This is a genomic window from Mycolicibacterium hippocampi (assembly GCF_010723735.1).
In the GTDB taxonomy this organism is placed as follows: domain Bacteria; phylum Actinomycetota; class Actinomycetes; order Mycobacteriales; family Mycobacteriaceae; genus Mycobacterium; species Mycobacterium hippocampi.
Genome location: NZ_BLLB01000002.1, coordinates 943,121 through 966,226 on the forward strand (window position 1 = coordinate 943,121; position 23,106 = coordinate 966,226).

The following is a 23,106-nucleotide window of genomic DNA, read 5'->3' on the forward strand; positions in this document are numbered from 1 at the left end:
CTGTGCTGACTCGCATGATCAAGGTCCAGCTGATTCTCTTCACGATCCTGACGGTCATCGCGCTGAGCGTGCTGGGCTTGTATTATCTGCGGCTGCCCAGCCTGGCCGGCGTTGGGCAGTACACCCTGCACGCCGAACTGCCCCGCTCGGGCGGACTTTACGCGACAGCGAACGTGACATACCGCGGCACCACGATCGGCAAGGTCACGGCCGTCGAGCCTACGGAGACCGGTGCCAGCGCGGTGATGAGCATCGATGACCAGTACAAGATCCCGGTCGATGCCTCCGCCAACGTGCATTCGGTGTCGGCGATCGGCGAGCAGTACCTCGACCTGGTGTCGAAGGGAGATCAGGACCAGTACTTCAGTGACGGCCAGACAATCACCAAGAGCACAGTTCCCAGCGAAGTCGGTCCAGCGCTCGATGCGGCCAACGAAGGCCTGGCGGTGTTGCCGAAGGAGAAGATCGACTCCCTGCTGACCGAGACGTCGCTGGCCGTCGGCGGGCTGGGGCCGGCGCTACAGCGTTTGGTGGACTCGACCACCAGCATCGCCCAGGACTTCCGCGACAACCTCGGCCCTGTCAACGACGTCATCGCGAACTCGGCGCCGATCCTGGAAAGCCAGGTCGTCTCAGGGGACAACATCGAGCAATGGTCGCGCAATCTCGACACCCTGGCCGCCCAGTCGGCCGAGCAGGATGCGGCACTGCGCAGCGGTCTGCAACAGGCCGCGCCCACCGCCGATCAGCTGAACGCCGTCTTCAGTGGGGTGCGGGACTCGCTGCCGCAGACTCTGGCAAACCTGGCGGTCGTGATCGACATGCTCAAGCGCTACAACAAGGGGCTTGAGCAGGGTCTAGTCATCCTTCCTCAAGGCGCGGCCGTCGCTCAATCCGTCGTGGCACCCTTCGACAGACAGGCGAAGATCGACTTCAACTTGACCATAAACCAGCCGCCGCCGTGCCTGACCGGGTTCCTACCGGCCTCGGAGTGGCGGTCGTTTGCCGACACCAGCAGGGCGCCGCTGCCGTCGAACACTTATTGCAAGATCCCGAAGGACTACCAGGGCAATGTTGTCCGCGGAGCACGTAACTACCCATGTGCCGACGTACCCGGCAAGCGCGCCGCCACGCCTCGCGAATGCCATAGTGACCAGCCGTATCAGCCGCTGGGCACCAACCCGTGGTATGGAGATCCGAACCAGATCCTGTCCTGCCCGGCCCCTGGTGCGCGCTGCGACCAGCCGCCGAATCCCGGCCAAGTCATTCCGGCGCCGTCGGTCAACAACGGCATGAACCCGCTGCCCGCCGACCAGTTGCCGCCGCCTCCCGTCCCCGTCAGCGACCCGCTCAGCCCGCCTGGCCAGGGCAGAGTCCAGTGCAGCGGACAGCAACCCAACCCGTGCATCTATACTCCGGCACCGGGCTCATCGGCCATCTACAGCCCGTCCAGCGGGGAGGTAGTCGGACCCGACGGAGTCACTTACTCCGTCAGCAACTCAAGCGATCCAGGAGACAACGGATGGAAGGACATGTTGGCGCCCGGCGGATGAACCCCGCCGAGGCTGATGAGACATCCGAAGAGTCGGTCGCAGAAACGTCGGACGCCATAACCACAATCGCCGAGGATGACACGCCGCAGCCCGAATCCGTCGAGGCATCGACCCGCGGTCCACGACCGTCGCGGCTGGGCCGTGGCTGGTTGGTCGGGATCTGCACCGTGCTCGTACTACTGACGGCGGGCGCAGTCGGCGGCGGCCACCTGATGTGGCGGTCGCAAGAGGAGAGTTCCGCGTCCGCGGTCGACGGGACGCGGGCGCTGCAGGCCGCCAAGGAGTGCGTCGCCGCCACGCAGGCGCCGGACACCACCACGATGACAACAGGGCAAGCCAAGATCATCGAGTGCTCGACCGGGGATTTCGGCGCCCAGGCCGCGCTGTACAGCGGGATGCTCGTCGACGCCTACCGCGCCGCGAACGTCCAGGTGCAGGTTTCCGACATGCGGGCCGCCGTCGAGAAACACAACGTCGACGGCTCGATTGACGTGCTCGTTGCAGTACGGGTCAAGGTGACCAACTCCGAGGCGGCCGACCAGGAGCAGGGCTACCGCCTGAGGGTGCAGATGGCGCCGGTCGACGGGACCTACAAAATCGCCAAGCTCGACCAAGTCAACTCTTAAGGGCTAGCGCAGCCAGTCGAGCACTGTACTCGCGATTGTGTGCCGGGTCGGTGGAGGGTGGCGCGCCGGTGAGGGCGCGCGGCACGGATTGGGGAATCTGCGCTGCCGTCCGTCACCTGGCCTCCACTGATAGCGATACTGCCGGTATCGTTACGTTAGTTAGTGCAAGTGGTGACGGTTGTCGTCGTCGCCCGCCGCGCCATCCGCGGCTCGCGAAGATTGGCGGCCGCGATCGACTCCGGCACTGGCCGCCGGTCACAGCCAGCAGCAATGGCCGAACGTCGTGTAGTCGACGACGAGCGCTCTGAGTGTCGTTCGGGTCTTGCCGCTGCTGCCGCGAGAAGCTCCTCAAGGTTGGGCTTCTGCGGTTGTGGCCGACTCGCCCGTGTTCTGCAGCAGCACGTAAGTGCCGAGGCTGCCCAGGAAACCTGCGCAGTGCTGAACGAGTTCATCGGTGGTGAACTCCAGTTCCCCGTCGAGCCAGCGGCGCAAGACTTCGAATAACCCGCCCACGCCCAATGTCGAGGCCAAATGGGCAACGCCCACTGCGGAGTCGGCGATGTCGAGGTGAAGTCTGGCCTCACGCAATACGAGGTCGGTGAAACCGGTTATCATTCTGCTGCGTAGCTCGCGGAGCAGCGGCTCGGTTGCAGATTCCACGAACAGGATCCGACCCAGCCGAGGGTCGTTGTCGATCATGCTGACCAGCCCGCGGATCGGCGCATATGCGAGCACCTCGGGTGGGGCGCCGGCATCGGGGATCGCGTCGACTATCACCTCCTGGAAGGTTGCATAGAGCTGCTGGTAGACAGCTCGCAAGAGGGCGTCTCTATCGGGGAAATGCTGGTAGAAGTAGCGTGACGTGATACCGGACTCAGCGCAGACGGCAGTCACAGTGGCGGCGGCAACGCCGTGCGTGCCGATCAATTCCATCGCGGCCTCGATGAGACTCGTACGCCTGTTCCGCTGACGCTCCTCGGCGGACAATCCGTTATACACACGGGCCGATCGCACAACTTGTAGCTTGCCATCTAATTCTGACTAGGCGTAAAGTCAGAATCTGCAGGTACCCATGACAACAGGAGAGCAACATGAGCGACGAGTCGTCCACACTGCCCACCACGCGAATCGTGCCGAAGCCTCGCCGTGTCCGCTTTGATATGCCTGCTGGGACCAAACGCCAGCACTTCGTCGACGGCGACTTGGTGATGAGTCACTTCGTCTCTACCTTGTCGGCCACGTTCCCCGAAGGCGAGGATTTCTTCATCCGGTCAGTCCGCCACTACCGGGACCAGATCAGCGACGCTGACCTGAAGGCGGCGGTCAAGGGCTTCATTGCGCAGGAGGCCACCCACCGGCACCAGCATAGCCTGCTCAACCAGAGGCTCCAGGATATGGGCTATCCGACCGAGGGGATCGATCGGCACATCACGAAGTTGCTTAAGCGGCTTGAGCCTCGGTTTTCTTCAGAGATGAACCTTGCTGTGACGGCCGCCCTTGAGCACTACACCGCGACATTTGCCGAGATCATTCTCACCAGCGAAGAAGCTCAAGCACTCATTGGGGACACAGAGGTGCGGCCGATTCTGCTCTGGCACGCAGTTGAAGAATCCGAGCACAAGGCCGTCGCTTACGATGTATTCCAGGCGATCGGCGGAAGCGAACGCACCAGAGTGAGGGGAATGCGATTCGCCACAGCCCTCTTGTTCGCGGAGTTGTTCATCCAGACCACCCGATCTCTGGCAGGCGACCGTGCCTCCTACAACCCGGTTCGGTTGGTGCGCAGCCTTCGAGCCTTCCGTCATAACCCGCTGTTCAGCCGAGCGGCAATTGAGCGCTTCCGTTCCTACACCCGTGCCGGATTCCATCCCGATGATTGGGACAGCGCGGAGATCCTCGAACGCTGGACCAAAGAACTCTTTGATGCCGACGGCGGCCAACAGCTACGGAGCAACGTATAGGTCGACAAGAGATGGTGGTCAAGCCGGCCATATGAGATAAGAAGACCTCTTCACGACGAAGTGCGGTGCGCCGTTGCTGCATCAGGCGTACGGCAACCCGCTGATGCGGGTCGAAGGGCCACCCGCCTTCCCCTCAGCGTCCGAAGACTTCCTAGGTCGTGTCTGTTAATTGTGGACGCGGTGATAGATGATGATCGCGGCCAGGGTGACTCCGCCGAGGTAGCTCAGGGCGTACTTGTCGTATCGGGTGGCGATGCCTCTCCAGTGTCCGGCCCGACTTCCGGAGCTCGTAGGCATTCATCGGGGTAGTGACGCGCGTTTGTGCTGGTAGGAGGTTCGCGGGGTCGTAGTAGCCGTTCACCGTCTCGGCGAGGGCGTTGTCGTAGCCCCGACCGATCCGATGGAGGGACCGCGCCGATCTCGGCGAGGCGTTCACCGTAGCGGACCGAGGTGAATTGCGATCCGGCATCAGAGTGACATCTCAAGCCCCGCAACGTGTTCCGCGTGACCAGCGGGCCATCTCAATCGCGTCGAGCACCATCGTGGTGCGCATGTTCGACGCGACGCGCCACCCGACGATCATCCGGGAGACAGGCCCTCGTCGATGTCAGCCTGGCGCACCCACATGCGCACTTACTCCACGCCGTAGCCCAGCTGGTGGGCTACCCGCTGCACGGTGCCTTGGCTGGCGCCCAGCTCCGCCCGCAATGCCCGCGCCATCCGCACCGCGGCCGCCTTCTCCTCCGAGCTGTATCTACGTGTCGTTGGCTTCCCAGGCGACTGTTCCTTCGGCATGACTCCATCCTCGTTTCCAAGGTCAGGAGCCTCCAGCATTTCCAGGGCGATTCACAACTGGGGTTCAGTCAACGGAGGGTCGAACTCCGTCAGGGGGCCATGCCTCGACGCCGTCTTCTAGCGGCACTTGCAAGGACCGCAGAAGTGCAGAGAACAAACGCCAGTTGCCGATCGCGGCGACGAGTTCGACGAGGATGGCCGGGTCCCCGTGCAACGCACGGTGACACGCAGCCCATGTTTCATCCGAGATTGTGCCGTCCTGCAGTGTCTCGTCTGTCGCCGCGAGTACCGCTCGCTCGGCTTCGCCGAAGTGGCTGGTGTTTCGCCAGTCTCGCACCGCGAGCAGGTCGCGTTCGGTCACATCGAGCAAGCGGGCGATCCTCCAGTGTTGCGTCCATTCATAGACCGACCCGGTGACCCAGCCGGTTCGCATGATGATCAGCTCCCGCAGACGCGCATCCAGCACGCCTTTCCAGAGCAATGCCTCCAGCATTCCGTGCAATGCGACGGCCACATTGGGCTGATGAAGCGCGATCCTGAAAACCGACAGTTCAGCCATGGCGTCCGGAATCCCGCATTGAGCGGCGCGCTTGCGGGCATCTGTCAGGGCAAGCATGTCAACCCGGCTTCGGCTGCTCACGGTGGATCCTTCCGGTTGGGCGCTCGTTGGCGCTGTCAGGCGATCGGCACAAAGACGTTGTGCAGCGCGGGAACCCGGTCCGGCCCGTTGCCGGCCAGCAAATCGAGCAGCCCGGGCAGGCCCGCGAAACCGGTGATCTCGCGGTGCAATTCTTCGAAAGGCCAACGCCCCGAGACCAGCAGCTCGAGGGCGCTCTGGTAGGCGGGGTAGTCGACCCCCAACGAACCCAAGATGCGTAGTTCTTTGAAGACGAGTAGGTCTGGCTCGAAGCCGGGCGCTCCTCCGCCGCCGCGGGTGCCGGCGACCACCACGCGTCCGCCGGGCTGCGCGAGTGCGACGGCGTCCGCGAACGCGGCTGGCGCCTTCGCGGTGACGTCGACGACGACGTCTGCGAGCCGGCCGGTCGCCTTTTGCAGGGCCTGTGCAGGGTCGTCCGAAGTGACGTCGATGGTCAGGTTCACGCCGAACTTGCGGGCTGCGGCTAGCCGAGTTCGGTCGCGAGGGCCGACTCCGGTCATTGCGACGAATGCCGCTCCGGCCTCCTTTGCGGCTACGGCGGCACAAATCCCGCGGATGCCTGGTCCGAGGACCGCGACGACGTCGCCCGGGCTTGTCTCGGGCAACGTGGCAGCCCACTTGACCCCTGCTCCAAGCGGATTGAACAACGTCGCCACGATAGGGTCGAGTCCGTCGGGGATCGGCAACAACATGGAATCGAACGGCAGATGCAGGTGGGTTGCGTAGCCTCCCCACAGGCCGGGCGGGATGTTCACGTCGACGAAGCCGAACATGGTGGCGAGGCCGTTGCTCGAGCACCTGCGGTACTCGCCGCCGCGGCACGAGTGGCACTCCCGACACGATCGGAACACCTCGACGGCGACTCGCTGACCCACCGACACGCCCCAACGTTCGCGCGCGGCGTCACCTATTTCCTCGATGACGCCGACGATTTCGTGTCCGGGGATGAAGGCGAACCCCGCCGGCAGGTGTCCGCTGAACTGTTCGTGGTCGGTTCCGCAGAGCCCGCACGCCTCGATCCGCAGGAGACCGGACTCGTCGTCGACGCGCGGTACCGGAAGATGTCGCCGTTCGAGGGTGCGCGGCTGGGTCAGCACGAACGCGTCGGCGTTCACGACAGTTCGAATTCGACGTGTCCGTTCGCCTGCCTCACGGCGACTTGGTGTCCCACGCACATCTCCTGTGACATCGCCATCGCCACCTCGGCATCGTCGCTGCGCGCCGCGACGCGGCGGCCGTCGGGCAAACGCGCGAAAATTGGCACCCAGGAGGGGCCTTGCTCACGGTCGTGCACGACGGTGTAGCCATCTATGGTCGCCATACCGGATGCGTCGGCGGGTGAAGCGACCGCGAGGGGGGTGCCGTCAATCGCAGCCTGCGCTTCAGCCATGTCCGGAGTCTGCCATCCCGTCGGCGGTGGGGTCGCCGACCACAGACCCAGCGAGTGCTTCGTGATGTACCAGCCCAGTCCGGACACGAGTCCCACGGCGTCCGGGTCGCTCCTGCAGCGTCGCACCATCTCGACAATCGAATGGCTGACGTAGTTGTTACCCGGTCCGCCGTGGTAGGGCAATCCGCCGGTCACCGTGAACCCGCGGTCATCCGCCGGGTCGAGATCCAAGGCGTCGATCGCCGCCTCGACCGCGGAAGGAAAGCACGAGTAGAAATCAAACCATCTGATGTCGTCGACGTGAAGTCCACTGGCAGCCAATACCGCCCTGCCGGCGGCCCTTATTCCGGCGGAACGGCTCAGATCAGGCCGCTGAACCGGGAAGTACACGTCATTGCAGGTGGCCGACGACCACGGGAAGACCCAACGATCACGAGGCACTCCGAGTTCCTCGGCGACTTCGGCAGCCATCATGACGAAGGCGGCAGCCATATCCACGGCGATGATGCTGTTGAGCAGCTTCGGATACGGCTCGCACACCATTCGGTTACTCGGGGAGACCGTGCTGATCTCGTCGGCGCTGCGGGCACGCGGAAACCACGCCTGCTCGGGATGTCGGGACGCCTCAACTGTGAACGGAGCCATCAGGTCTCCCAGCCAGCGGCGCTGCTCGTCGAATGTGCGGCCTGATCGGGCCGCGATCGCGGATTCGAAGATCGGGTACACCTCGTGCGGCCAATGTAGTCCGGCTTGCATCTCGGCTTCGCTCAGTCCCGGGCGTGTGTCACCAAGCGACTCGTCTCGTACCGCAATGGGTCTCGGCTCCGACAGCGCGCGACCGGATGCTACTTTTCGCCCTGATGCACCGCTTTCCGCTCCGACGATCAGTGCCGCGTCGCTGACTCCGCGCCGAATACGGCGGCCAAGGACCTCGACCAGGTATTGGGGGGTATTGCCGCCGACCGGACAGCTGATGCGATGGTTCGGCGTGAGCCCAGTCGCTTCGGCGATCCTCGACGCGGGATTGTCGCGCGGAATCATCAAGATTCCGGGCGTCGCCACGGTATCGATGCGATGCGCGACCGCGGCCGAAGCATCCTGCAGTGCTCGACGCGCGGCCTCGGCGGCCAAATCGATGGGATCGACGGTGTCTTCACCGCGGTGTGTGAGTTCACCGACGCCGACGACAACAGGAGTGCGTGGTTGGATGGCCACTGGTCAGTTCACGCTCATCGTCGACGCCTTCTATGCGACATGGCTGCGATATTGTCACATCCGGTTCCATGCGACAACCGCCGGTATCCGGCACAGCGAATCGGTTTGGCAGGGCATACTCGTACTCGTGACGAGAAGACCGTTGCGACGGGGCGACGCGGCACCTGCACGGAGCCGCGACATGGCGCGTGACCGCTTGCTCGACGCCGCCGAAACATGCCAACAACGCAAAGGTCTGCCGGGCACCACGATGGAGGACATCGCCAGGCAAGCGGGCGTATCGCGCGCCACCGTCTATCGCTACTTCCCGAGTCGCGAATCCGTCGTATCCGGTGTCATCGTGCGCGCAGCGGAACGTTACCTGAACCGTATCAGCGGACGGATCTTGGCGCATACAGACTTAGGCTCTGCCATATTGGAGTTCGTTGCAGTCACGGTGCGCGCGGCCCGTCGCGAACCGATAATCGGCATGCTCTTCGCCAGCGACGATGAACTCGCCGGCGTGGGACTGGCCGAGGGAACGTCGGTGGCGCTGTTCGAACTCGTCGCCGAGTTCCTGCGACCCGTGTTCGCCGCACACTGGCATCAACTCGAAGCCGGCGTCTCGGTCGATGACGCGGCCGAATGGATTCTGCGCATCATCCTCAGCTTGCTCTCGGTTCGCGGCCCGCGGCACCGCAGCCCCGAAGGCATCGACGCGTTCTTGCGTCGATTCCTGCTTCCCGCTCTACTGGCCGACACTCACAGTTGCATTGCTGCGACAACTGCGGAGTAGTGTCTCAGCCATGGCATCGGTATCGCAGCACGAAACGAGGCGCTGACCATGGACTTCCCCCAGTTCAACAAGCAAATAGCCGAGGAGCTCCAGCACGCGGCGGGAACCCCGGGAGGGCTCTCCAAGTACTTGGACTTCCGCCACATCGAGTTCTCCGCCGGGAGACTGGTAGTGGAAATGGACGCCCGAGCCGATCTGTTGACTCCCTTCGGCACTCTGCATGGCGGTTGCCTGTCGGCGATGGTCGACCACTGCTTGGGCGTGGTGTTCTATCCGGTCATCGCTCCTGGGTCATGGGTCGCCACAACCGAATTCAAACTGAACCTCCTGCGTCCGGTGTCCAGTGGAGTCTGCGTTGCGGTCACCGACATCATCGCGCTGGGTAAGCGTAGCGGCGTCGCCAGGATCGACATCACTAACATGGGGCGCCCAGTATGCGCTGCACAGGGAACAGTGACCGTCGTCGGCCAGAGCGCCTCGTGATCCGGTCGTGGAACGAGAGCGCAGCCCAAGATGACCATCGAGCACACCAAATGACCCCTACGTTCGAGCGTGTCCGCACCGAAGACGGAACCGACCTTGCCGCCGATGTCTACCGACACGAATCCGCCCGTGCAGTCGTCATATTGCTGCACGGCGGTGGGCAGAACCGCCACGCCTGGGCGACTACGGCGCGTCGCTTACACGCGCGCGGTTATACCGTCGTCGCTTACGACGCCCGCGGTCACGGCGACAGCGAGTGGGACCCCGATGGTCGATACGATCTCGACCGGCTCGCATCCGACCTGCTGTCCATTCGCCGATATGCCAGCGATGGTCGTCCGCCGGCTGTCGTTGGCGCTTCCTTGGGCGGCATGACTGTGTTGGGAACGCACTTGGTGGCGCCCGCGGACCTGTGGGGAGCCGTCGTCCTGGTCGACATCACTCCCCGAATGGAGTTTCACGGAGCACGCCGCGTCGTGTCATTCATGGCCGCCCACCCCGACGGATTCGAAACGCTCGATGACGCTGCGGACGTCATTGCCGAGTACAATAGCCATCGCGCTCGTCCTAAGAACCTGGACGGACTCCGCAAAGTGCTGCGGCAACGCGATGACGGTCGGTGGATCTGGCGATGGGATCCAGCGTTCGTAGCCTCCAACTTCGATTTCTTGCAGGGCGATCCCGCAACCGGCGCGGAAAGATTCGGCGCCATAAGTGAACTGCTCGTCGAAGGGGCGCGCCGCGTGCGAGCACCAACGCTACTTGTCCGCGGCGTCCACTCTGATGTGACATCGCAGCAGTCGGTCGAGGAGTTCCTCGAAGTCGTACCGCACGCCGAGGCTGTCGACGTTTCCGGCACGGGCCATATGGTTGCGGGTGACGACAACGACGCCTTCACCTCGGCAGTCGCAGAGTTTCTGGACCGCGCTCTGAACAACTCGTCGGAGTAAGCCTTGTTTCAGGGGCTCGAGGAACGAGAGTCCGCGGGCGGTGAATACACGCGTAATCCGAAGGCTGCGATGCCAAAACTAAGGATGCCGACGATCGCCTGAGTTGATTCGCGATCGCACCGAAGCAGTGCATATTGACTGCCGGTAGGCGCGCACGGCCACGTCGAGGCTCGGCCACGCACCGTCGGATCGTGCGCGATGATCATCGGCTCGACCCCTTCGACGATGCCGACGCCGACCACAACGCTGCCACCCGCCAGTAACTTCGACCCCTACGCCGCGAACGGACACAATTCCGGGAACGCGGTGGCGGCGTCGATCAGCAGCTCGACGCGCTCGCGGGTCAGCATTTTTCCGCGCCTTCGGTGCCGGACGACGTACTTTCTTACCGCCGCCCCCGTCGGCCAGCGCGAGTTGCTCGGCGATCGCATCGAGCTGGCGGTGAGTCCTCGCGGTTCTTGACGTATTCCAGCGCGCGGGGGTCGACCCGGTCGGGCAAGACGTCAACCAACTTTCCTCCAGGTGACATCGACGTCGATCTCCTGACGCGCTACGTTAGCCGCGACTAACATCCGAGAACAATGGGGTCGTGCGGCAGGTCCTACCGCCCCTTTCCGACGGTTACCAGCAGGAGCAGCCCACATGACCCAGCCGGGACAGCGCGAAGTAGGGTCCGCCGCAGCGGACCCATGGATCACAGCTGAGCGCATCTCGTTGCGCGACCTCGCCACGTCGTTCACCCGAAAAGAAATCGTCCCGCACCTGCAGGACTGGGAGGACCGCGGCGAGTTGCCCCGGGAGCTGCATCGCCGCGCAGCCGCCGTCGGCCTGTTGGGCATCGGTTTCGCGGAGGAGGTCGGTGGCTCCGGCGGTGACTTGCGCGACTTGGTGCTGCTCACCGAAGCCGTGATGGAGGCTGGCGGCTCGTCGGGCGTGCTGGCCAGCCTGCTCACCCATAACATCGCCCTGCCGCATATGGTCGCGCAGGGCGATCCCGAGCAGATCCGCAAGTTCGTGGCGCCGACACTGGCCGGAGAGAAGATCGGCAGCCTGGGCATTACCGAGCCGGACACCGGTTCTGACGTCGCCGGCATCCGGACCACCGCGCGCCGGGACGGTGACCACTTCGTTGTGAACGGCGCGAAACTTTTTATCACCTCGGCGGTCCGGGCCGATTTTGTGACTACCGCTGTGCGTACCGGCGGCCTGGGGGCGTCGGGAATCTCCCTGCTGGTGGTGGAGCGCGGTACGGCGGGTTTTGCGGTATCGCGCACGCTGAAGAAGATGGGCTGGCTGTGCTCCGACACCGCCGAACTCGGCTTCTCCGACGTACGCGTACCGGTAGCCAATCTGGTCGGCCCCGAGGGCAGCGGCTTCCTGCAGATCATGCAGCAGTTCCAGGTCGAGCGTGCCTTCATCGCCGTGCAGTGCTATTCCACCGCTCAACGCTGCCTCGACCTGACGCTAAAGTGGGTGAAGCAGCGTGAGACCTTCGGCCGACCGTTATCCACGCGGCAGGTGGTGCGGCACAAGATCGTCGACATGGCGACTGCCGTCGACGTGGCTCGGACCTACACCCGCGCCGCCGTGGACCGCATCATCGCCGGTGACACCGATGTGCGGATGGTCTCGATGGCGAAGAACCAGGCCGTGGAAGCCTGCGCGCTTGCCGTCGACACCGCCGTGCAGCTCTACGGTGGCATGGGCTACCTACGCGAGACTGAGGTCGAAATGCACTATCGTGATTCGCGCATCCTGGGCATCGGGGGCGGGACTACCGAGATCATGAAGGAGATTATCGCCAAGCGCATTGGGCTGTGAGCGAAACCCGCCAGTCCGCCAGCAGACAAAATCCGCTTCGGTAGCTCTACGAGACTGACCGTCCAGTATTTGTAATGTAACGCGACGGTGTCTCGCGAGCTTTTTGCGGCCCATGTGGCCAGTGCGACCGGAACTGCATCACAATTACCATCTAGCGAGACGTATCAACCACGTAGCGTTGAGCGAGTGTTTCCGCAAGTCGGCTCGTATGGTCGACGATGTCGACTTGACTTACGTCGACGAGTAGCCCGGCGTGCCAGGCGCTGATCAGTTCGACGAAGCCGCCGACCGCTACAAAAGTGTCCATGCGCAACGCCTTTTCGTCTGCGTCAGGCCTCAGATGGGGTCGGCTGGCGGCCATGACGAGCTGGGTGGCTTCCTGTAAGGCCGCTGCACGACGATCTTGCAATGTTGAACTGCCGACGTGTTGCGTCAGCAGAATCTGGGCTCGGCCGGCATCCTGCGCGATGCGGAGAACGACGATCGAGATCGCGGCACGAATTGTCTCGACAGGTGGTTGACCGACGCGTTCGGCAAATGTTGCTGAAACCTCGCCGAGCATCTCGTTTCGGACACCGTCCCACGCCGCCACCAGCAACTCATCGCGGGTCTTGAACTCCTCATAAAAATAGCGATCATTCAACGCGGCTCTGGAGCAGACCCCACGCATGGTCACCGCAGCCCATCCGCTGTCCGTCCAGATATCTGTTGCAGCGTCGACTAGGCGCCGCCGCCGGTCAGCCCGTCGTTCGGCGCCTGTACGCCCGCCCCACCTTGCTGCCTTCGTCCGCACGCCTACATCTTGACAAAGACTTACCACCCGCGCCAAACTGGTGGCATGCGACCACAATTGTGTTCACTGCCACCAAGTGGCAGCAGATTGGCTTGGCTCACCGGTTCGGCGTGGCCGAATCTGCAAAGGGTTCGGTACTGATGAATTTCCTGTGGTGGGGCAAATCGCCTCGCAGAAGTCATCGCGCGAACGCGGTTGTTACGGGCGCGGGCAGCGGAATTGGTCGCGCCTTTGCAGTAGAGCTAGCTCGCAGAGGTGGACGGGTGGTATGTGCCGACATCGACCCCGTGCGCGCTAAGGAGACGGTCGAACTCATCGTCCAGGCCGGCGGTGAGGGCCTCGACATCGTGTGCGATGTCTCCGAAGAAGAACAGGTCCGCGAACTTGCCGACAGCGCGGAAAAGTGGTTTGGGCAGGCACCCAGCCTGGTCATCAACAACGCGGGCATTGGAGTCGGCGGTAATGTCATCGGCGCGACGGCCAAGCGAGACTGGGAGTCGACGCTCTCAATCAACTTGTGGGGAGTGATTTACGGCTGCGAGGCCTTTGTGCCGCGGCTGCGCGCAAGGGGCAGCGGGGGAATAATCAACGTCGCGTCGGCTGCAAGTTTCGGCGCAGCGCCGCGGATGGGGGCCTACAACGTCAGCAAGGCTGGCGTGCTCGCACTGTCCGAGACCCTCTCGGCTGAGTTGAGTGGCACCGGTGTGGCGGTGACAGTGTTGTGTCCCACGTTCGTTAAAACCAACATTGTCGACAACCCAGGTATCGAGGAGTCAGCCGCCAAGCTGGCGACGAACTTGATGAGGTGGACAGGCGTGTCACCGGAATCGGTGGCGCGCAAAACCCTGGACGCGAACGACCATGGGCAGTTGCACGTCCTACCTCAGATCGATGCGAAGATTCTCTGGCTTTTTAAGCGGGCAGTGCCTGCGACTTATACCCACGCGCTCGGCCTGGTCGAGCGAATCGCCCGCTAAGTATTTCCCGACAGAGAGCTAAGGACAAAGGGGACGCAAAAATGGCATTCAAATACAGCGATATGCTTGAGACGATCAAGAATCGGCAGTGGGCGCTGGCCGACATCGATTGGGATGCGCCGGGCGCCGATAAAATCACCGATGAGCAGCGACCCGAACTGAAGCAGTTCATGGCTGACGTGGTGTGGATAGAGCACGTCGGGGCACGTGCTTTCGCCGCCATGGCGCCGAAGGCGCCGTTCGAGGCTCTAGGTGAGATCTACCGGTATTTCCATGCTGAGGAGCAGCGGCACGCCAACGCGGAGCTGGCGCTCATGCAGCGGTGGGGGATGCTTGAAGAAGGGGAAATCCCGGTGCCGAACAAGAATATTCGGCTGGTGATCGAGTGGATTGACCGCTATGCCGAGGCCCTCCCGCTGACGGTGATCGGAGCGGCCATCCCCGCCTTGGAGACTGCGCTTGATGGAGCATTGCTCAAGTTCCTGCTCGACGAGGTTCAGGATCCGCTGTGCGCCGAGGTTTTCAACAAGGTCAACAATGACGAGTCACGGCACCTGGCGGTCGGTTTCCAGGTTCTGAACGACCTCGGCGCCAGCCCAATGCGCATTCATGCGATACAGACGATGGGGGCGCTCATCGACCCGAGAATCCTCCTCGGCGGTGTCCTCTACGTGCCGTTGCTCACCAGAATGCTGACCAACCTCAACGCCATGGGATTATCGGAGGAGAAGCTGTACAACGCGGTGATGCGGTACGAGAACGTAGGGGATCGTAGCCAGTTCACGCGCCGTGTTCCGGGCTACCACATCCTGAAATCTCACATGTCCGCCAGTATTAAGCGTTCTCAGCCATTGCATTACATCTCGCAGCGACTGGGTACCGCGATCGACCACTTCCCCACCGAGGTGCTGGGTAAGTCGCCATCGTGGACCGAAGAGCTGACCTACGAACCGGTGGCTAAATGAGCGACACCACGACCGTTTTGGTAGTCGGGGCGGGTTTCGCCGGTCTGGGAACCGCAATTCGTTTGCTACAGCAGGGTATCGAAGATTTCGTCATACTTGAACGCGCGGATGAGGTAGGTGGGACCTGGCGGGACAATACGTATCCCGGTGCGGCTTGCGATATCCCGTCGCTGCTCTATTCCTACGGGTTCGAGCAGAATCCGAACTGGTCCCGCGCGTATTCGGGCAGTGGCGAGATACTCGACTACATCAGGACGATGGTGGACAAGTATTCGCTGTCGCGTTTTATCCGGTTCGGAGTGAATGTCACCAGTCTGGAGTTCGACGACGAAAGCGCACTATGGACTGCCCAGACAGCTGACGGCTCCCAGTTCAAGGCCCGCACCGCAGTGATGGCCAGCGGGCCGCTGGCCAATCCGAGCCTGCCTGACATCCGCGGGCTGGACACCTTCCTTGGTCACAAGATCCACAGTGCGCGTTGGGATCACGACTACGACATGAGCGACAAACGTGTCGCCGTGGTCGGCACCGGTGCCAGCGCTGTTCAGATCATCCCCGAGCTGGTGAACACTGCGCGCTCGGTGAAGGTCTTCCAACGCACCCCCGGGTGGGTCCTGCCTAGGCCCGACTTCTCCCATCCGCAGTGGGCGCGCACGGCGTTTCGTCGAGTGCCTCTCGTGCAGAATGCTGCTCGGCAGACATGGTTCTGGGTGCACGAGCTCATGGCCGTCGGGATGGTCTGGGATACCCCTGTCACCACCGGCATCCAGCTGGTGGCGAAAGCAAATTTGCGGAGGCAGGTTTCGGATACTTGGCTCAGGCGCCAGTTGACGCCGAACTTCCGCGCCGGCTGCAAACGGATGCTGATGAGCAGCGATTACTACCCGGCTCTTCAACGCGACAACTGCAAGCTCGTCTCATGGCCGATTGCGACAATGTCGCCGAACGGCATACGGACCGCAGATGGCATCGAACACGAACTGGACTGCATCGTCTTTGCCACCGGCTTCGATGTATGCAAGGCTGGCACGCCTTTCCCCATCCGCGGCGCACGTGGTCGTGAACTCTCCGACGAGTGGTCCGAGGGCGCTTATGCGTACCGGAGTGTCACTGTCGCAGGCTATCCCAATCTGTTCTTCACCTTCGGTCCGAATTCAGGGCCCGGCCATAATTCGGCTCTAGTGTATATGGAAGCCGAGATCAACTATATCGTCAAAGCTATCGGCGCGATCATCGACAATGATCTCAGTACGCTCGAGGTCCGAGAAGATCGGCAAAATGATTACCACGGCGAGGTGCAACACCGGTTGGTAAGTACGACATGGAATTCGGGCTGCAAGAGCTGGTACCTCACGAATGACGGATACAACGGCACCATGTACCCCGGTTTCGCCACCCAGTTCGTGCGCGCACTGTCCAAGGTCGACATGAGTGATTATGTGACGACCCCGGCAACCGCACGACCCGAGCACCAAACAATCGAACACGCCCAAAACAGCTCGAGTGTGGCCAAGATTTCCCGGGGCCGCAAAAGCGCAGGTGCCGCGCCAACGCGGTCTGACGTCATGGCAGACGTCCTGGACGTCGGCGTTGGGAAAGCACCGCCTAAGCGTGCAGCCTCGAGAGTGAGGAACGACGCTTGAGTCTCCATGTCGCGGGCGACGAGGACGCCCCCACCTCCGAAGCCCCTACGTACGAGGTCCCCACCCACGAGATATTGGTCATCGGAGCTGGATTCTCCGGGATCGGGGTGGGCATCAAGCTGCTGAAGGAAGGTTTCTCAGACTTCCTCATCGTTGATGAGGCCCAAGGGGTGGGTGGAACGTGGTATTGGAATACCTACCCGGGGATTGCCGTAGACATTCCGTCATATAGCTACCAGTTCTCCTTTGAGAAACGCTCGTCGTGGTCACGTACCTATGCGCCGGGGATCGAACTCAAGAACTATGCGAAGCATTGCGTGGAAAAGTATGGCCTCGCGTCGCGCATCCGCTTCGGAGTCACGGTTGTGAGGGCTGAGTTCGACGAAGAATCGACATTGTGGCGTTTGTTTACCTCGACGGACGAGGAACTGACAGCCAGGTTCGTCATCAATGCCTCCGGGGTTCTCACGCGACCAAAAGCGCCGGACATACCGGGGGTCGGGGACTTCGGCGGGGTCACGATGCACACGTCGCGTTGGGACCACGAACAAAACCTCACCGGAAAAAGAGTCGCCGTCATTGGGACGGGCGCCTCGGCGGTGCAACTGATCCCCTCGATCGCGAGGGAGGTCGACCAACTCACCGTCTTCCAGCGCACACCGATATGGTGTCTGCCGAAATTCGACTTCGCGGTGCCCCGCCCGCTGAGTGCTCTTCTCCGGCTCGCACCCGGAGCGCAGATCGCCGCGCGGGGAGCCAGCCAGGCCTTTGTCGAACTCACCTTTCCCGTCGCAGCGCACTTCCATACCGCCATACCGCTGGCGTCGGCGATCGAGCGTGCAGCGATCAGCTATATGCGTCGGCAGGTCACCGACCCGGTCGTTCGCGAGAAGCTGACGCCGCGTTACGCGCTGGGCTGCAAGCGACCAAGCTTTCACAACGAATATTTGAAGACGTTCAACCGCGAGAACGTCCATCTTGAAACCAACCCCATCACCCGGGTGGATGAGACCGCGGTAATTACGGCCGATGGCGTCAGACACGAGATCGACGTGCTCGTCCTGGCAACGGGATTCAAGGTCATGGAATCGGACAGCATGCCCACCTACTCGCTCAGAGGTGTCGCCGGCCGAGACCAGGCACAGTGGTGGGACGAGAACCGACTCCAGGCATATGAGGGCGTCAGCGTGCCAGGATTCCCGAACCATTTCTCAGTGTTTGGCCCGTACGGATACAACGGGTCGTCCTACTTCGCACTCATCGAGGCACAGGCGGGCCACATTCTCCGTTGCCTCCGGCATGCCAGGACGGCCGACTCGAACTACGTCGAGGTACGCGAGGAGGCGAATCAACGCTTCTTCGCGGAGATGCTGGCACGGCGGCATACGCAGGTCTTCTGGCAGGACAGCTGCGCGGGCGCGAACAGCTATTACTTCGACAAGCATGGGGACGTGCCTCTGCGTCCCACGACGACGGTCGAGTCGATCTGGCGCAGTCGACGATTCGACTTGGCCGACTACCGTTTCGAACGGCGACCGGCGAAAAAGGCGGACACTGCCCCACAGAAGGTGGACACCGCCGGATGAGTTCACCTGCCAGGCCGAATCCGAGCATGGCGAGCCACCTGGTCGCGGCAACGGCGCGACGCGTTCTTCGACCTCTCACGCAGGTGATTCCGGCCAACGAGCATGGCTTCGCGGTCATGGACCGCGTGCTACGGGGAACACTCGTGGTGTCGCGGCCAAGGCGCGCAATCAGTGTCGAGAAGGTAGACACGCCCTTCGCCGGTGAACATGTGCGAGGCGACTGGGTCAAGGCGGCCAACGTGGCCTCGGATGCTCCGCCGATTCTTTATATACACGGCGGCGCATTTTCTATGTGCTCTCCCGAGACCCACCGTGGCCTCATCAGCGAACTGTCCGCGGCCGCCCGCAGGCCGGTATTTGCCGTGCGCTATCGGTTGGTCCCGAAATATCCCTTCCCGGCGGCCGCAGATGATGCACTGATCGCCTATCGATGGTTGACAGAGGGAAGCGCGATCACCGCGTCTTCTGGCACGGTGGCGCTCGCCGGAGATTCCGCAGGCGGCCAGCTTGCTGCGGCGACGGCGCTTGGCGCTCGGGAACATCGACTGCCGACGCCGGATGCCATGCTGCTGATGTCGCCGGTGCTGGATTTGACATGTCAACTTGCGATGGGCCGTGATCTGCGCAGACGGGACCCCTTTGCGTGCGCCATCTCTGCGTCGAGAACAATGGGTCTGTACGTGGCGGGCGCCGATCCAGCCGACCCGAGGATAAGCGTGCTTGACGCTGATCTCACGGACATGCCACCAACTTTGATTCAGGTCGGCGGACGAGAGATGTTGCTCGACGACTCCAGAGTCTTTGCCAAACGTCTGCAAACTGCAGGGGTCTCCTCGCAGTTGCAAGTCTTCCGTGGCCAGATCCATGTCTTCCAGGCGATGTTCCGCCTACTGCCCGAAGCGCGAGAGGCCCTCAGGCTCAGTGGCGAGTTCTTGGCTACCGCGGCCACCGTCCGTTGACAGCGCCTCGGCGCACGCCTTGACCACGAGGCCCCCCCAGCACGAAGGTTGTGATGAGCTAACGATGAATACCGCGAAACGTGAACAAAACCAGGTGATTCCGCCTGGCAACCCGTCGATCGTCATCATCGGCGCCGGCTTCGCCGGGATTACCCTGGCACTCCGCCTCACACGCGCGGGGTTCGACAGGGTCCTCATCGTCGAAAAGGGCGATGGTGTCGGGGGAGTCTGGCGGGAGAACACCTACCCGGGGGCTGCCTGTGATGTCCCGTCGCAGTTGTACTCGATCTCCTCGGCGCCGAATCCCACGTGGGGCCGGCGTTACGCGGAACAACGCGACATCCTCGCCTACCTTCGCCGCGTCGTCGACGAAAGTGGATTGCTGCCCCTCCTTCGGACGAAGACCGAAATCGCCAAGGCAGCCTTCGATGAGCGCTCGAACACATGGCGTCTGACCACGACTTCCAACGAAGAATTGGAGTGTGATGTCGTCATTTCGGCCGTGGGACAGCTGTCGCGGCCGTCGATCCCGAACATTCCTGGAATGTCGGGGTTCGCGGGCCCGTCGTTTCATTCCGCCAATTGGGACCACGATCTGAATCTCAGCGGCAAGCGCATTGCGGTCGTCGGCACTGGCGCAAGTGCGGTGCAATTCGTCCCGGTGGTCGCTGCATGCGCCGCGCACTTGGATGTTTTCCAACGGTCAGCCCCATGGGTGCTGCCCAAATTCGATCGTCAGTACGGTGGGCGGCATCACCAATTGCTGCGCAGGTTACCCATTCTGCGGCTCAGCGAACGCCTGATGATCTGGACGATATTCGAGTTCTTGGCGTTGGCACTCGTCGATGCGAAGCCGGTAGCGCGAGTCCTTGGCGGCGTTGCCCTCAGGCACCTAGGCCGCCAGGTGCACGACGCGCGGCTGCGTTCCCAACTGACACCGGACTATGCGCCCGGATGCAAGAGGATTCTGTTCTCCAGCGACTACTACCCCGCACTCGCCCGTCCCAACGTCGCACTGGTGACCGACGATATCGAGGCAGTAGAACCTGGCGGAATTCGCACGGTGGACGGCGAATTCCATGCCGCCGACGTCATCATCTACGGCACCGGCTTCAGTGCCACCGAGTTTCTTTCCCCGATGGAGGTCCACGGCCGCTCGGACCGAACATTGTCGGACGTGTGGGCAGATGGCGCGCACGCCTACTACGGCCTGTCGGTGCCAGATTTCCCGAATTTCCTCATGATGTACGGGCCGAACACCAACGTGGGATCCGGGTCGATTGTCTACATGCTCGAGTCGCAGGCCCGACACATCGTCAGGTTGATGAAGGTTCTCCGTGCCCATCCGCGAAGTGTCATCGAGGTGCGTGCCGACGTGGAGAAGCGCTTCAACGACCGGTTGGGTCGCCGCCTGGACAAATCCGTGTGGACTATGTGCACGAGCTGGTATCGCTCGGCGCGCGGTTCGATATCCACCAACTGGCCCAGCCCGACCTTCCTGTATCGCCTTCGTACGCGCAGGCCGAAGCGGCGCGCTTACGTCCTGTCGCGTCCCGCGCCCGCGAACTCGTCGCGCAGGGGGACACCCGAGCCGGCCAACACCTATCTGGCCGACATGCCCTATGCCCCCAGCGGGGCCGATAGCGTCGACTAGTGGCGGCTCTGTTCAGTGACGGGTATCCGAGGACGGCGTGGAGTCGCTGACATTCGAGCGGCAACTGTGATCGCCGTTGACAGGGTGGTCACCGGTGTAAACGATGGGTGAAATCCTTCCGATAATGCGAGAAACAACATCAAGGGGGCACTCGATGACCAAATCGCCGTCCGTGTCGGCAGGCAAGCCCCGTGAGCGGCTGTCGTCGGTACTGTTGGCTCCCCTCCCGCAGCGCGTCGAGCGGGGGCTCCAGGAGAGCCGACGAGCTTCGATGAACATCTGATGCATCGGCGAATCATGCAGGAGGCGTTCACGCGTCCGCGACTGACAGGCTATGTCAAGCAGGTCGGGCCATCGGTTCGTTCTAGCATCCCGAAGTGGCCGACCGGTTCGGGCGTCCGCTTGTATCCCCTGCTGAAGGATTTGACGCGCAACGTCGCGACCGATGTGTTCATGGGCGGCCGCGGGAAAGAGGACAGCGGTTCAGTAAATCGAGCCTTCGTAGCAACCGTCCGCGCCGCCAGTGCGATCGTGCGCGCTCCTCTGCCGGGGACGCGGTACCCTCCGGAGTACGCGGTCGCCGGGTGTTGGAGGAGTATTTCGCCCGACACTTACCGGCGGCCCGCACGGGACAGAATGATGATCTACTCGCCGCTTTATGTGAGGCGCGCGCCGAGGACGGCGAACGCTTCACTGATGCCGACATCATAAATCATATGATTTTTTTGAAGATGGCCGCGCATGACACGTCAACGATCACCACTGCCGCGGTGGCGTACTTTTTGGCGAAGAATCCCGAATGGCAGGATCGACTTCGTGCTGAGTCTGACCGTCTCGGCGACGATCTACCGGACATTGGGGACCTCGAGAGGCTAACGGCGATGGACTTGGTCATCAAGGAGTTGCTCAGATTAGTTGCACCCGTACCGTTGGTTATGCGTAAAACGGTGACCGAAACTTCAATAGATGGCTACTACATCCCCTCTGGAGTGCTTGTCGCCATCACGCCTGCGGTCAACCACTTTGCGCCCACGGGGTGGACCGAGCCGGACCGGTTCGATCCAACGCGAGTCGAACCGCCAAGGCGCGAGGATGAGGCCCACCGCTTCGCCTGGCTTCCGTTCGGAGGGGGCGCGCACAAGTGCATCGGGATGCACTTTGGCACCTTGGAGGTGAAGGCAACACTGCACGAGATGCTGCGGGAATTCACCTGGAGCCTGGAGGACGGCTACCCCGTTCGGTGGGATAATACGTCCTTGCCTATCCCCACCGACGGCCTGCCCATTACGTTGCGTCGCAGATGATGTCGAGAACCGCTCCAGGAGACATCTAAAGGGGAAGCCGAGCGCGTTGCACCCACAAGGGCGCCGACGGACATCGTTGTGTCGGCAATATTGACACAGTCCCTAACGAATCGACATCGGAACCCTCCACAAACCCGGGCGAACCGTAGTAGGTAAAACTACGCACACTGCCGGAAGGATTGTCATGCAAGAACCATCAACAGCCGTCGTGACCGGAGCAGGTCGAGGGATTGGTTTGGAGATCGCGCGACAACTCGCCGTTGCCGGCCACCGGGTGTTGCTCACGGATGTAGACGGCGACGCAGCAGAGCGTGCTGCCGCCGAGGTCGGCCGGGGCGCTTGGAGTGCCAGACACGACGTAAGAGATCCGTCGGTCCATCGTGATATCGCTGCGCAGGCTTCGGCCGCGGGTCGTCTGGCGGTATGGGTAAACAACGCCGGGGTCCTGATCGCGGGCGATAGCTGGAGCCACACCGATGTGGAGGTTGCGTCGATCCTCGATATCAATGTGCGAGGCGTTGTGGCGGGCTCACACGCCGCGGTCGCCGCTATGGGCGCAGATGGGGGCGCGATCCTCAACATCGCTTCGCTCTCGGCACTGGCGCCCGTCCCTGGACTCGCGATGTACGGAGCCACCAAAGCGGCCGTATTGTCGTTCACTACGTCATTGCAAGGTGACCTCGACCATGCGGGTTTGCCCATTCGCGCACGTGCGCTGTGCCCCGACGTGGTCAGTACGAAAATGGTCAACGACCGAGTTGCCGATCCAGGCGCGGCATTACTGTTCGCCGGACCCAGTCCGATGGACGCTGCGGACGTGGCCCGTGCAGGGCTGGAGTTACTGGACAGTCGCCAGATATTCCGGGTGGTTCCTCGGTGGCGTGGCATCGTTGCCCGCTCTAGTGACGCCGCACCGTCGCTCGGGTTGAAGGTTTTCGCGTTGATGCGTGGGCGCGGTGAGCGGCGCCAACGCAGGCATCGTTGACGCTGTGTCGAAG

The 23,106-nt window shown here is 62.6% G+C and carries 20 protein-coding genes and 3 pseudogenes; 16 read left to right on the top strand and 7 right to left on the bottom strand.

The window, feature by feature from the left end; translation table 11 throughout:
- The first annotated feature begins 2 nt into the window (after positions 1-2).
- Both G6N53_RS05620 and G6N53_RS05625 read left to right on the top strand, forming a co-directional pair.
- On the top strand, positions 3-1,553 hold the full coding sequence (locus G6N53_RS05620) for an MCE family protein (protein ID WP_163887604.1): 1,551 nt from the start codon (positions 3-5) through the stop codon (positions 1,551-1,553).
- The gene (locus G6N53_RS05625; protein WP_163887605.1) at positions 1,523-2,179 is read left to right on the top strand and encodes an Rv1363c family protein; all 657 of its coding nucleotides are present in this window, start codon (positions 1,523-1,525) and stop codon (positions 2,177-2,179) included. The genes G6N53_RS05620 and G6N53_RS05625 overlap by 31 nt, the downstream gene beginning before the upstream one ends.
- Before the next feature lie 348 nt (positions 2,180-2,527).
- Here the strand turns inward: G6N53_RS05625 and G6N53_RS05630 are convergent, their stop codons facing one another.
- Positions 2,528-3,193 (bottom strand): TetR/AcrR family transcriptional regulator, encoded by a 666-nt coding sequence (locus tag G6N53_RS05630; protein WP_237166427.1) that lies wholly within the window; start codon positions 3,191-3,193, stop codon positions 2,528-2,530.
- A 77-nt stretch (positions 3,194-3,270) separates the two neighbouring features.
- Between G6N53_RS05630 and G6N53_RS05635 the strand changes: the two genes are divergently transcribed.
- Entirely contained in the window at positions 3,271-4,140 is an 870-nt protein-coding gene (locus tag G6N53_RS05635) for a metal-dependent hydrolase (protein ID WP_163887607.1), read from the top strand.
- 286 nt (positions 4,141-4,426) lie between these two features.
- Here G6N53_RS05635 and G6N53_RS05645 read toward each other — a convergent pair.
- The 4 genes and pseudogenes from G6N53_RS05645 to G6N53_RS05660 all read right to left on the bottom strand — a co-directional run.
- A pseudogene (locus G6N53_RS05645) lies at positions 4,427-4,935 on the bottom strand (DDE-type integrase/transposase/recombinase); the annotation flags it as partial.
- Between the two features lie 64 nt (positions 4,936-4,999).
- Positions 5,000-5,575: a carboxymuconolactone decarboxylase family protein gene (locus G6N53_RS05650; protein WP_370332589.1), complete on the bottom strand. Its 576-nt coding sequence runs from the start codon at positions 5,573-5,575 to the stop codon at positions 5,000-5,002.
- A gap of 35 nt (positions 5,576-5,610) precedes the next feature.
- On the bottom strand, positions 5,611-6,708 hold the full coding sequence (locus G6N53_RS05655; RefSeq protein ID WP_163887608.1) for a zinc-dependent alcohol dehydrogenase: 1,098 nt from the start codon (positions 6,706-6,708) through the stop codon (positions 5,611-5,613).
- On the bottom strand, positions 6,705-8,198 hold the full coding sequence (locus G6N53_RS05660; RefSeq protein WP_163887609.1) for an acetyl-CoA acetyltransferase: 1,494 nt from the start codon (positions 8,196-8,198) through the stop codon (positions 6,705-6,707). The genes G6N53_RS05655 and G6N53_RS05660 overlap by 4 nt, the downstream gene beginning before the upstream one ends.
- Before the next feature lie 181 nt (positions 8,199-8,379).
- Here G6N53_RS05660 and G6N53_RS05665 point away from each other — a divergent pair, with 181 nt between their 5' ends.
- The 3 genes from G6N53_RS05665 to G6N53_RS05675 are packed head-to-tail and all read left to right on the top strand — an operon-like array spanning position 8,380 to position 10,406.
- Complete coding sequence (locus G6N53_RS05665) at positions 8,380-8,973, top strand: TetR/AcrR family transcriptional regulator (protein WP_205390502.1); 594 nt, start codon at positions 8,380-8,382, stop codon at positions 8,971-8,973.
- Positions 8,974-9,021: 48 nt separating this feature from the next.
- Positions 9,022-9,456 carry a PaaI family thioesterase gene (locus G6N53_RS05670; protein WP_163887610.1) on the top strand — a complete coding sequence of 145 codons (435 nt, stop codon included), beginning with the start codon at positions 9,022-9,024 and terminating at the stop codon, positions 9,454-9,456.
- A gap of 50 nt (positions 9,457-9,506) precedes the next feature.
- Positions 9,507-10,406, top strand: a complete 900-nt coding sequence (locus G6N53_RS05675) for an alpha/beta fold hydrolase (RefSeq protein WP_163895503.1) — start codon at positions 9,507-9,509, stop codon at positions 10,404-10,406.
- A gap of 164 nt (positions 10,407-10,570) precedes the next feature.
- On the opposite strand, the pseudogene G6N53_RS30095 reads toward G6N53_RS05675, so the two are convergent.
- Positions 10,571-10,917 (bottom strand): annotated as a pseudogene (locus G6N53_RS30095) (carboxyl transferase domain-containing protein); the annotation flags it as partial.
- 131 nt (positions 10,918-11,048) lie between these two features.
- Here G6N53_RS30095 and G6N53_RS05685 point away from each other — a divergent pair.
- Positions 11,049-12,227 carry an acyl-CoA dehydrogenase family protein gene (locus tag G6N53_RS05685; RefSeq protein ID WP_163887611.1) on the top strand — a complete coding sequence of 393 codons (1,179 nt, stop codon included), beginning with the start codon at positions 11,049-11,051 and terminating at the stop codon, positions 12,225-12,227.
- A 151-nt stretch (positions 12,228-12,378) separates the two neighbouring features.
- Here the strand turns inward: G6N53_RS05685 and G6N53_RS05690 are convergent, their stop codons facing one another.
- Positions 12,379-13,020, bottom strand: coding sequence for a TetR/AcrR family transcriptional regulator (locus G6N53_RS05690; protein ID WP_205390301.1), 642 nt, complete (start codon positions 13,018-13,020; stop codon positions 12,379-12,381).
- A gap of 140 nt (positions 13,021-13,160) precedes the next feature.
- Between G6N53_RS05690 and G6N53_RS05695 the strand changes: the two genes are divergently transcribed.
- The 9 genes and pseudogenes from G6N53_RS05695 to G6N53_RS05730 all read left to right on the top strand — a co-directional run bounded on the left by G6N53_RS05695 (position 13,161) and on the right by G6N53_RS05730 (position 23,093).
- Complete coding sequence (locus tag G6N53_RS05695) at positions 13,161-13,997, top strand: SDR family NAD(P)-dependent oxidoreductase (protein ID WP_163895505.1); 837 nt, start codon at positions 13,161-13,163, stop codon at positions 13,995-13,997.
- A 41-nt stretch (positions 13,998-14,038) separates the two neighbouring features.
- On the top strand, positions 14,039-14,962 hold the full coding sequence (locus G6N53_RS05700; RefSeq protein ID WP_163887613.1) for a ferritin-like domain-containing protein: 924 nt from the start codon (positions 14,039-14,041) through the stop codon (positions 14,960-14,962).
- Positions 14,959-16,605 (top strand): flavin-containing monooxygenase, encoded by a 1,647-nt coding sequence (locus G6N53_RS05705; protein ID WP_163887614.1) that lies wholly within the window; start codon positions 14,959-14,961, stop codon positions 16,603-16,605. The genes G6N53_RS05700 and G6N53_RS05705 overlap by 4 nt, the downstream gene beginning before the upstream one ends.
- A gap of 71 nt (positions 16,606-16,676) precedes the next feature.
- A complete protein-coding gene (locus G6N53_RS05710; protein ID WP_205390519.1) occupies positions 16,677-18,191 on the top strand; it encodes a flavin-containing monooxygenase in 1,515 nt (504 codons plus the stop codon).
- Complete coding sequence (locus G6N53_RS05715; protein WP_163887616.1) at positions 18,188-19,150, top strand: alpha/beta hydrolase; 963 nt, start codon at positions 18,188-18,190, stop codon at positions 19,148-19,150. The genes G6N53_RS05710 and G6N53_RS05715 overlap by 4 nt, the downstream gene beginning before the upstream one ends.
- 64 nt (positions 19,151-19,214) lie before the next feature.
- On the top strand, positions 19,215-20,804 hold the full coding sequence (locus G6N53_RS05720) for a flavin-containing monooxygenase (protein WP_163887617.1): 1,590 nt from the start codon (positions 19,215-19,217) through the stop codon (positions 20,802-20,804).
- Between the two features lie 154 nt (positions 20,805-20,958).
- Complete coding sequence (locus G6N53_RS30420) at positions 20,959-21,087, top strand: hypothetical protein (RefSeq protein ID WP_264064393.1); 129 nt, start codon at positions 20,959-20,961, stop codon at positions 21,085-21,087.
- A pseudogene (locus G6N53_RS05725) lies at positions 21,069-22,108 on the top strand (cytochrome P450); the annotation flags it as partial. The gene G6N53_RS30420 and the pseudogene G6N53_RS05725, both read left to right, overlap by 19 nt.
- Before the next feature lie 184 nt (positions 22,109-22,292).
- Positions 22,293-23,093 carry an SDR family NAD(P)-dependent oxidoreductase gene (locus G6N53_RS05730; protein ID WP_205390302.1) on the top strand — a complete coding sequence of 267 codons (801 nt, stop codon included), beginning with the start codon at positions 22,293-22,295 and terminating at the stop codon, positions 23,091-23,093.
- Positions 23,094-23,106 lie beyond the last annotated feature (13 nt).

Coding starts and splice junctions, on each gene's coding strand:
- G6N53_RS05715 (WP_163887616.1), top strand. CDS start 18,188: ATGAGTTCACCTGCCAGGCCGAATCCGAGCATGGCGAGCCACCTGGTC.
- G6N53_RS05695 (WP_163895505.1), top strand. CDS start 13,161: ATGAATTTCCTGTGGTGGGGCAAATCGCCTCGCAGAAGTCATCGCGCG.
- G6N53_RS05705 (WP_163887614.1), top strand. CDS start 14,959: ATGAGCGACACCACGACCGTTTTGGTAGTCGGGGCGGGTTTCGCCGGT.
- G6N53_RS05730 (WP_205390302.1), top strand. CDS start 22,293: ATGCAAGAACCATCAACAGCCGTCGTGACCGGAGCAGGTCGAGGGATT.
- G6N53_RS05720 (WP_163887617.1), top strand. CDS start 19,215: ATGAATACCGCGAAACGTGAACAAAACCAGGTGATTCCGCCTGGCAAC.
- G6N53_RS05635 (WP_163887607.1), top strand. CDS start 3,271: ATGAGCGACGAGTCGTCCACACTGCCCACCACGCGAATCGTGCCGAAG.
- G6N53_RS05675 (WP_163895503.1), top strand. CDS start 9,507: ATGACCCCTACGTTCGAGCGTGTCCGCACCGAAGACGGAACCGACCTT.
- G6N53_RS05670 (WP_163887610.1), top strand. CDS start 9,022: ATGGACTTCCCCCAGTTCAACAAGCAAATAGCCGAGGAGCTCCAGCAC.
- G6N53_RS05665 (WP_205390502.1), top strand. CDS start 8,380: ATGGCGCGTGACCGCTTGCTCGACGCCGCCGAAACATGCCAACAACGC.
- G6N53_RS30420 (WP_264064393.1), top strand. CDS start 20,959: ATGACCAAATCGCCGTCCGTGTCGGCAGGCAAGCCCCGTGAGCGGCTG.
- G6N53_RS05700 (WP_163887613.1), top strand. CDS start 14,039: ATGGCATTCAAATACAGCGATATGCTTGAGACGATCAAGAATCGGCAG.
- G6N53_RS05625 (WP_163887605.1), top strand. CDS start 1,523: ATGGAAGGACATGTTGGCGCCCGGCGGATGAACCCCGCCGAGGCTGAT.
- G6N53_RS05685 (WP_163887611.1), top strand. CDS start 11,049: ATGACCCAGCCGGGACAGCGCGAAGTAGGGTCCGCCGCAGCGGACCCA.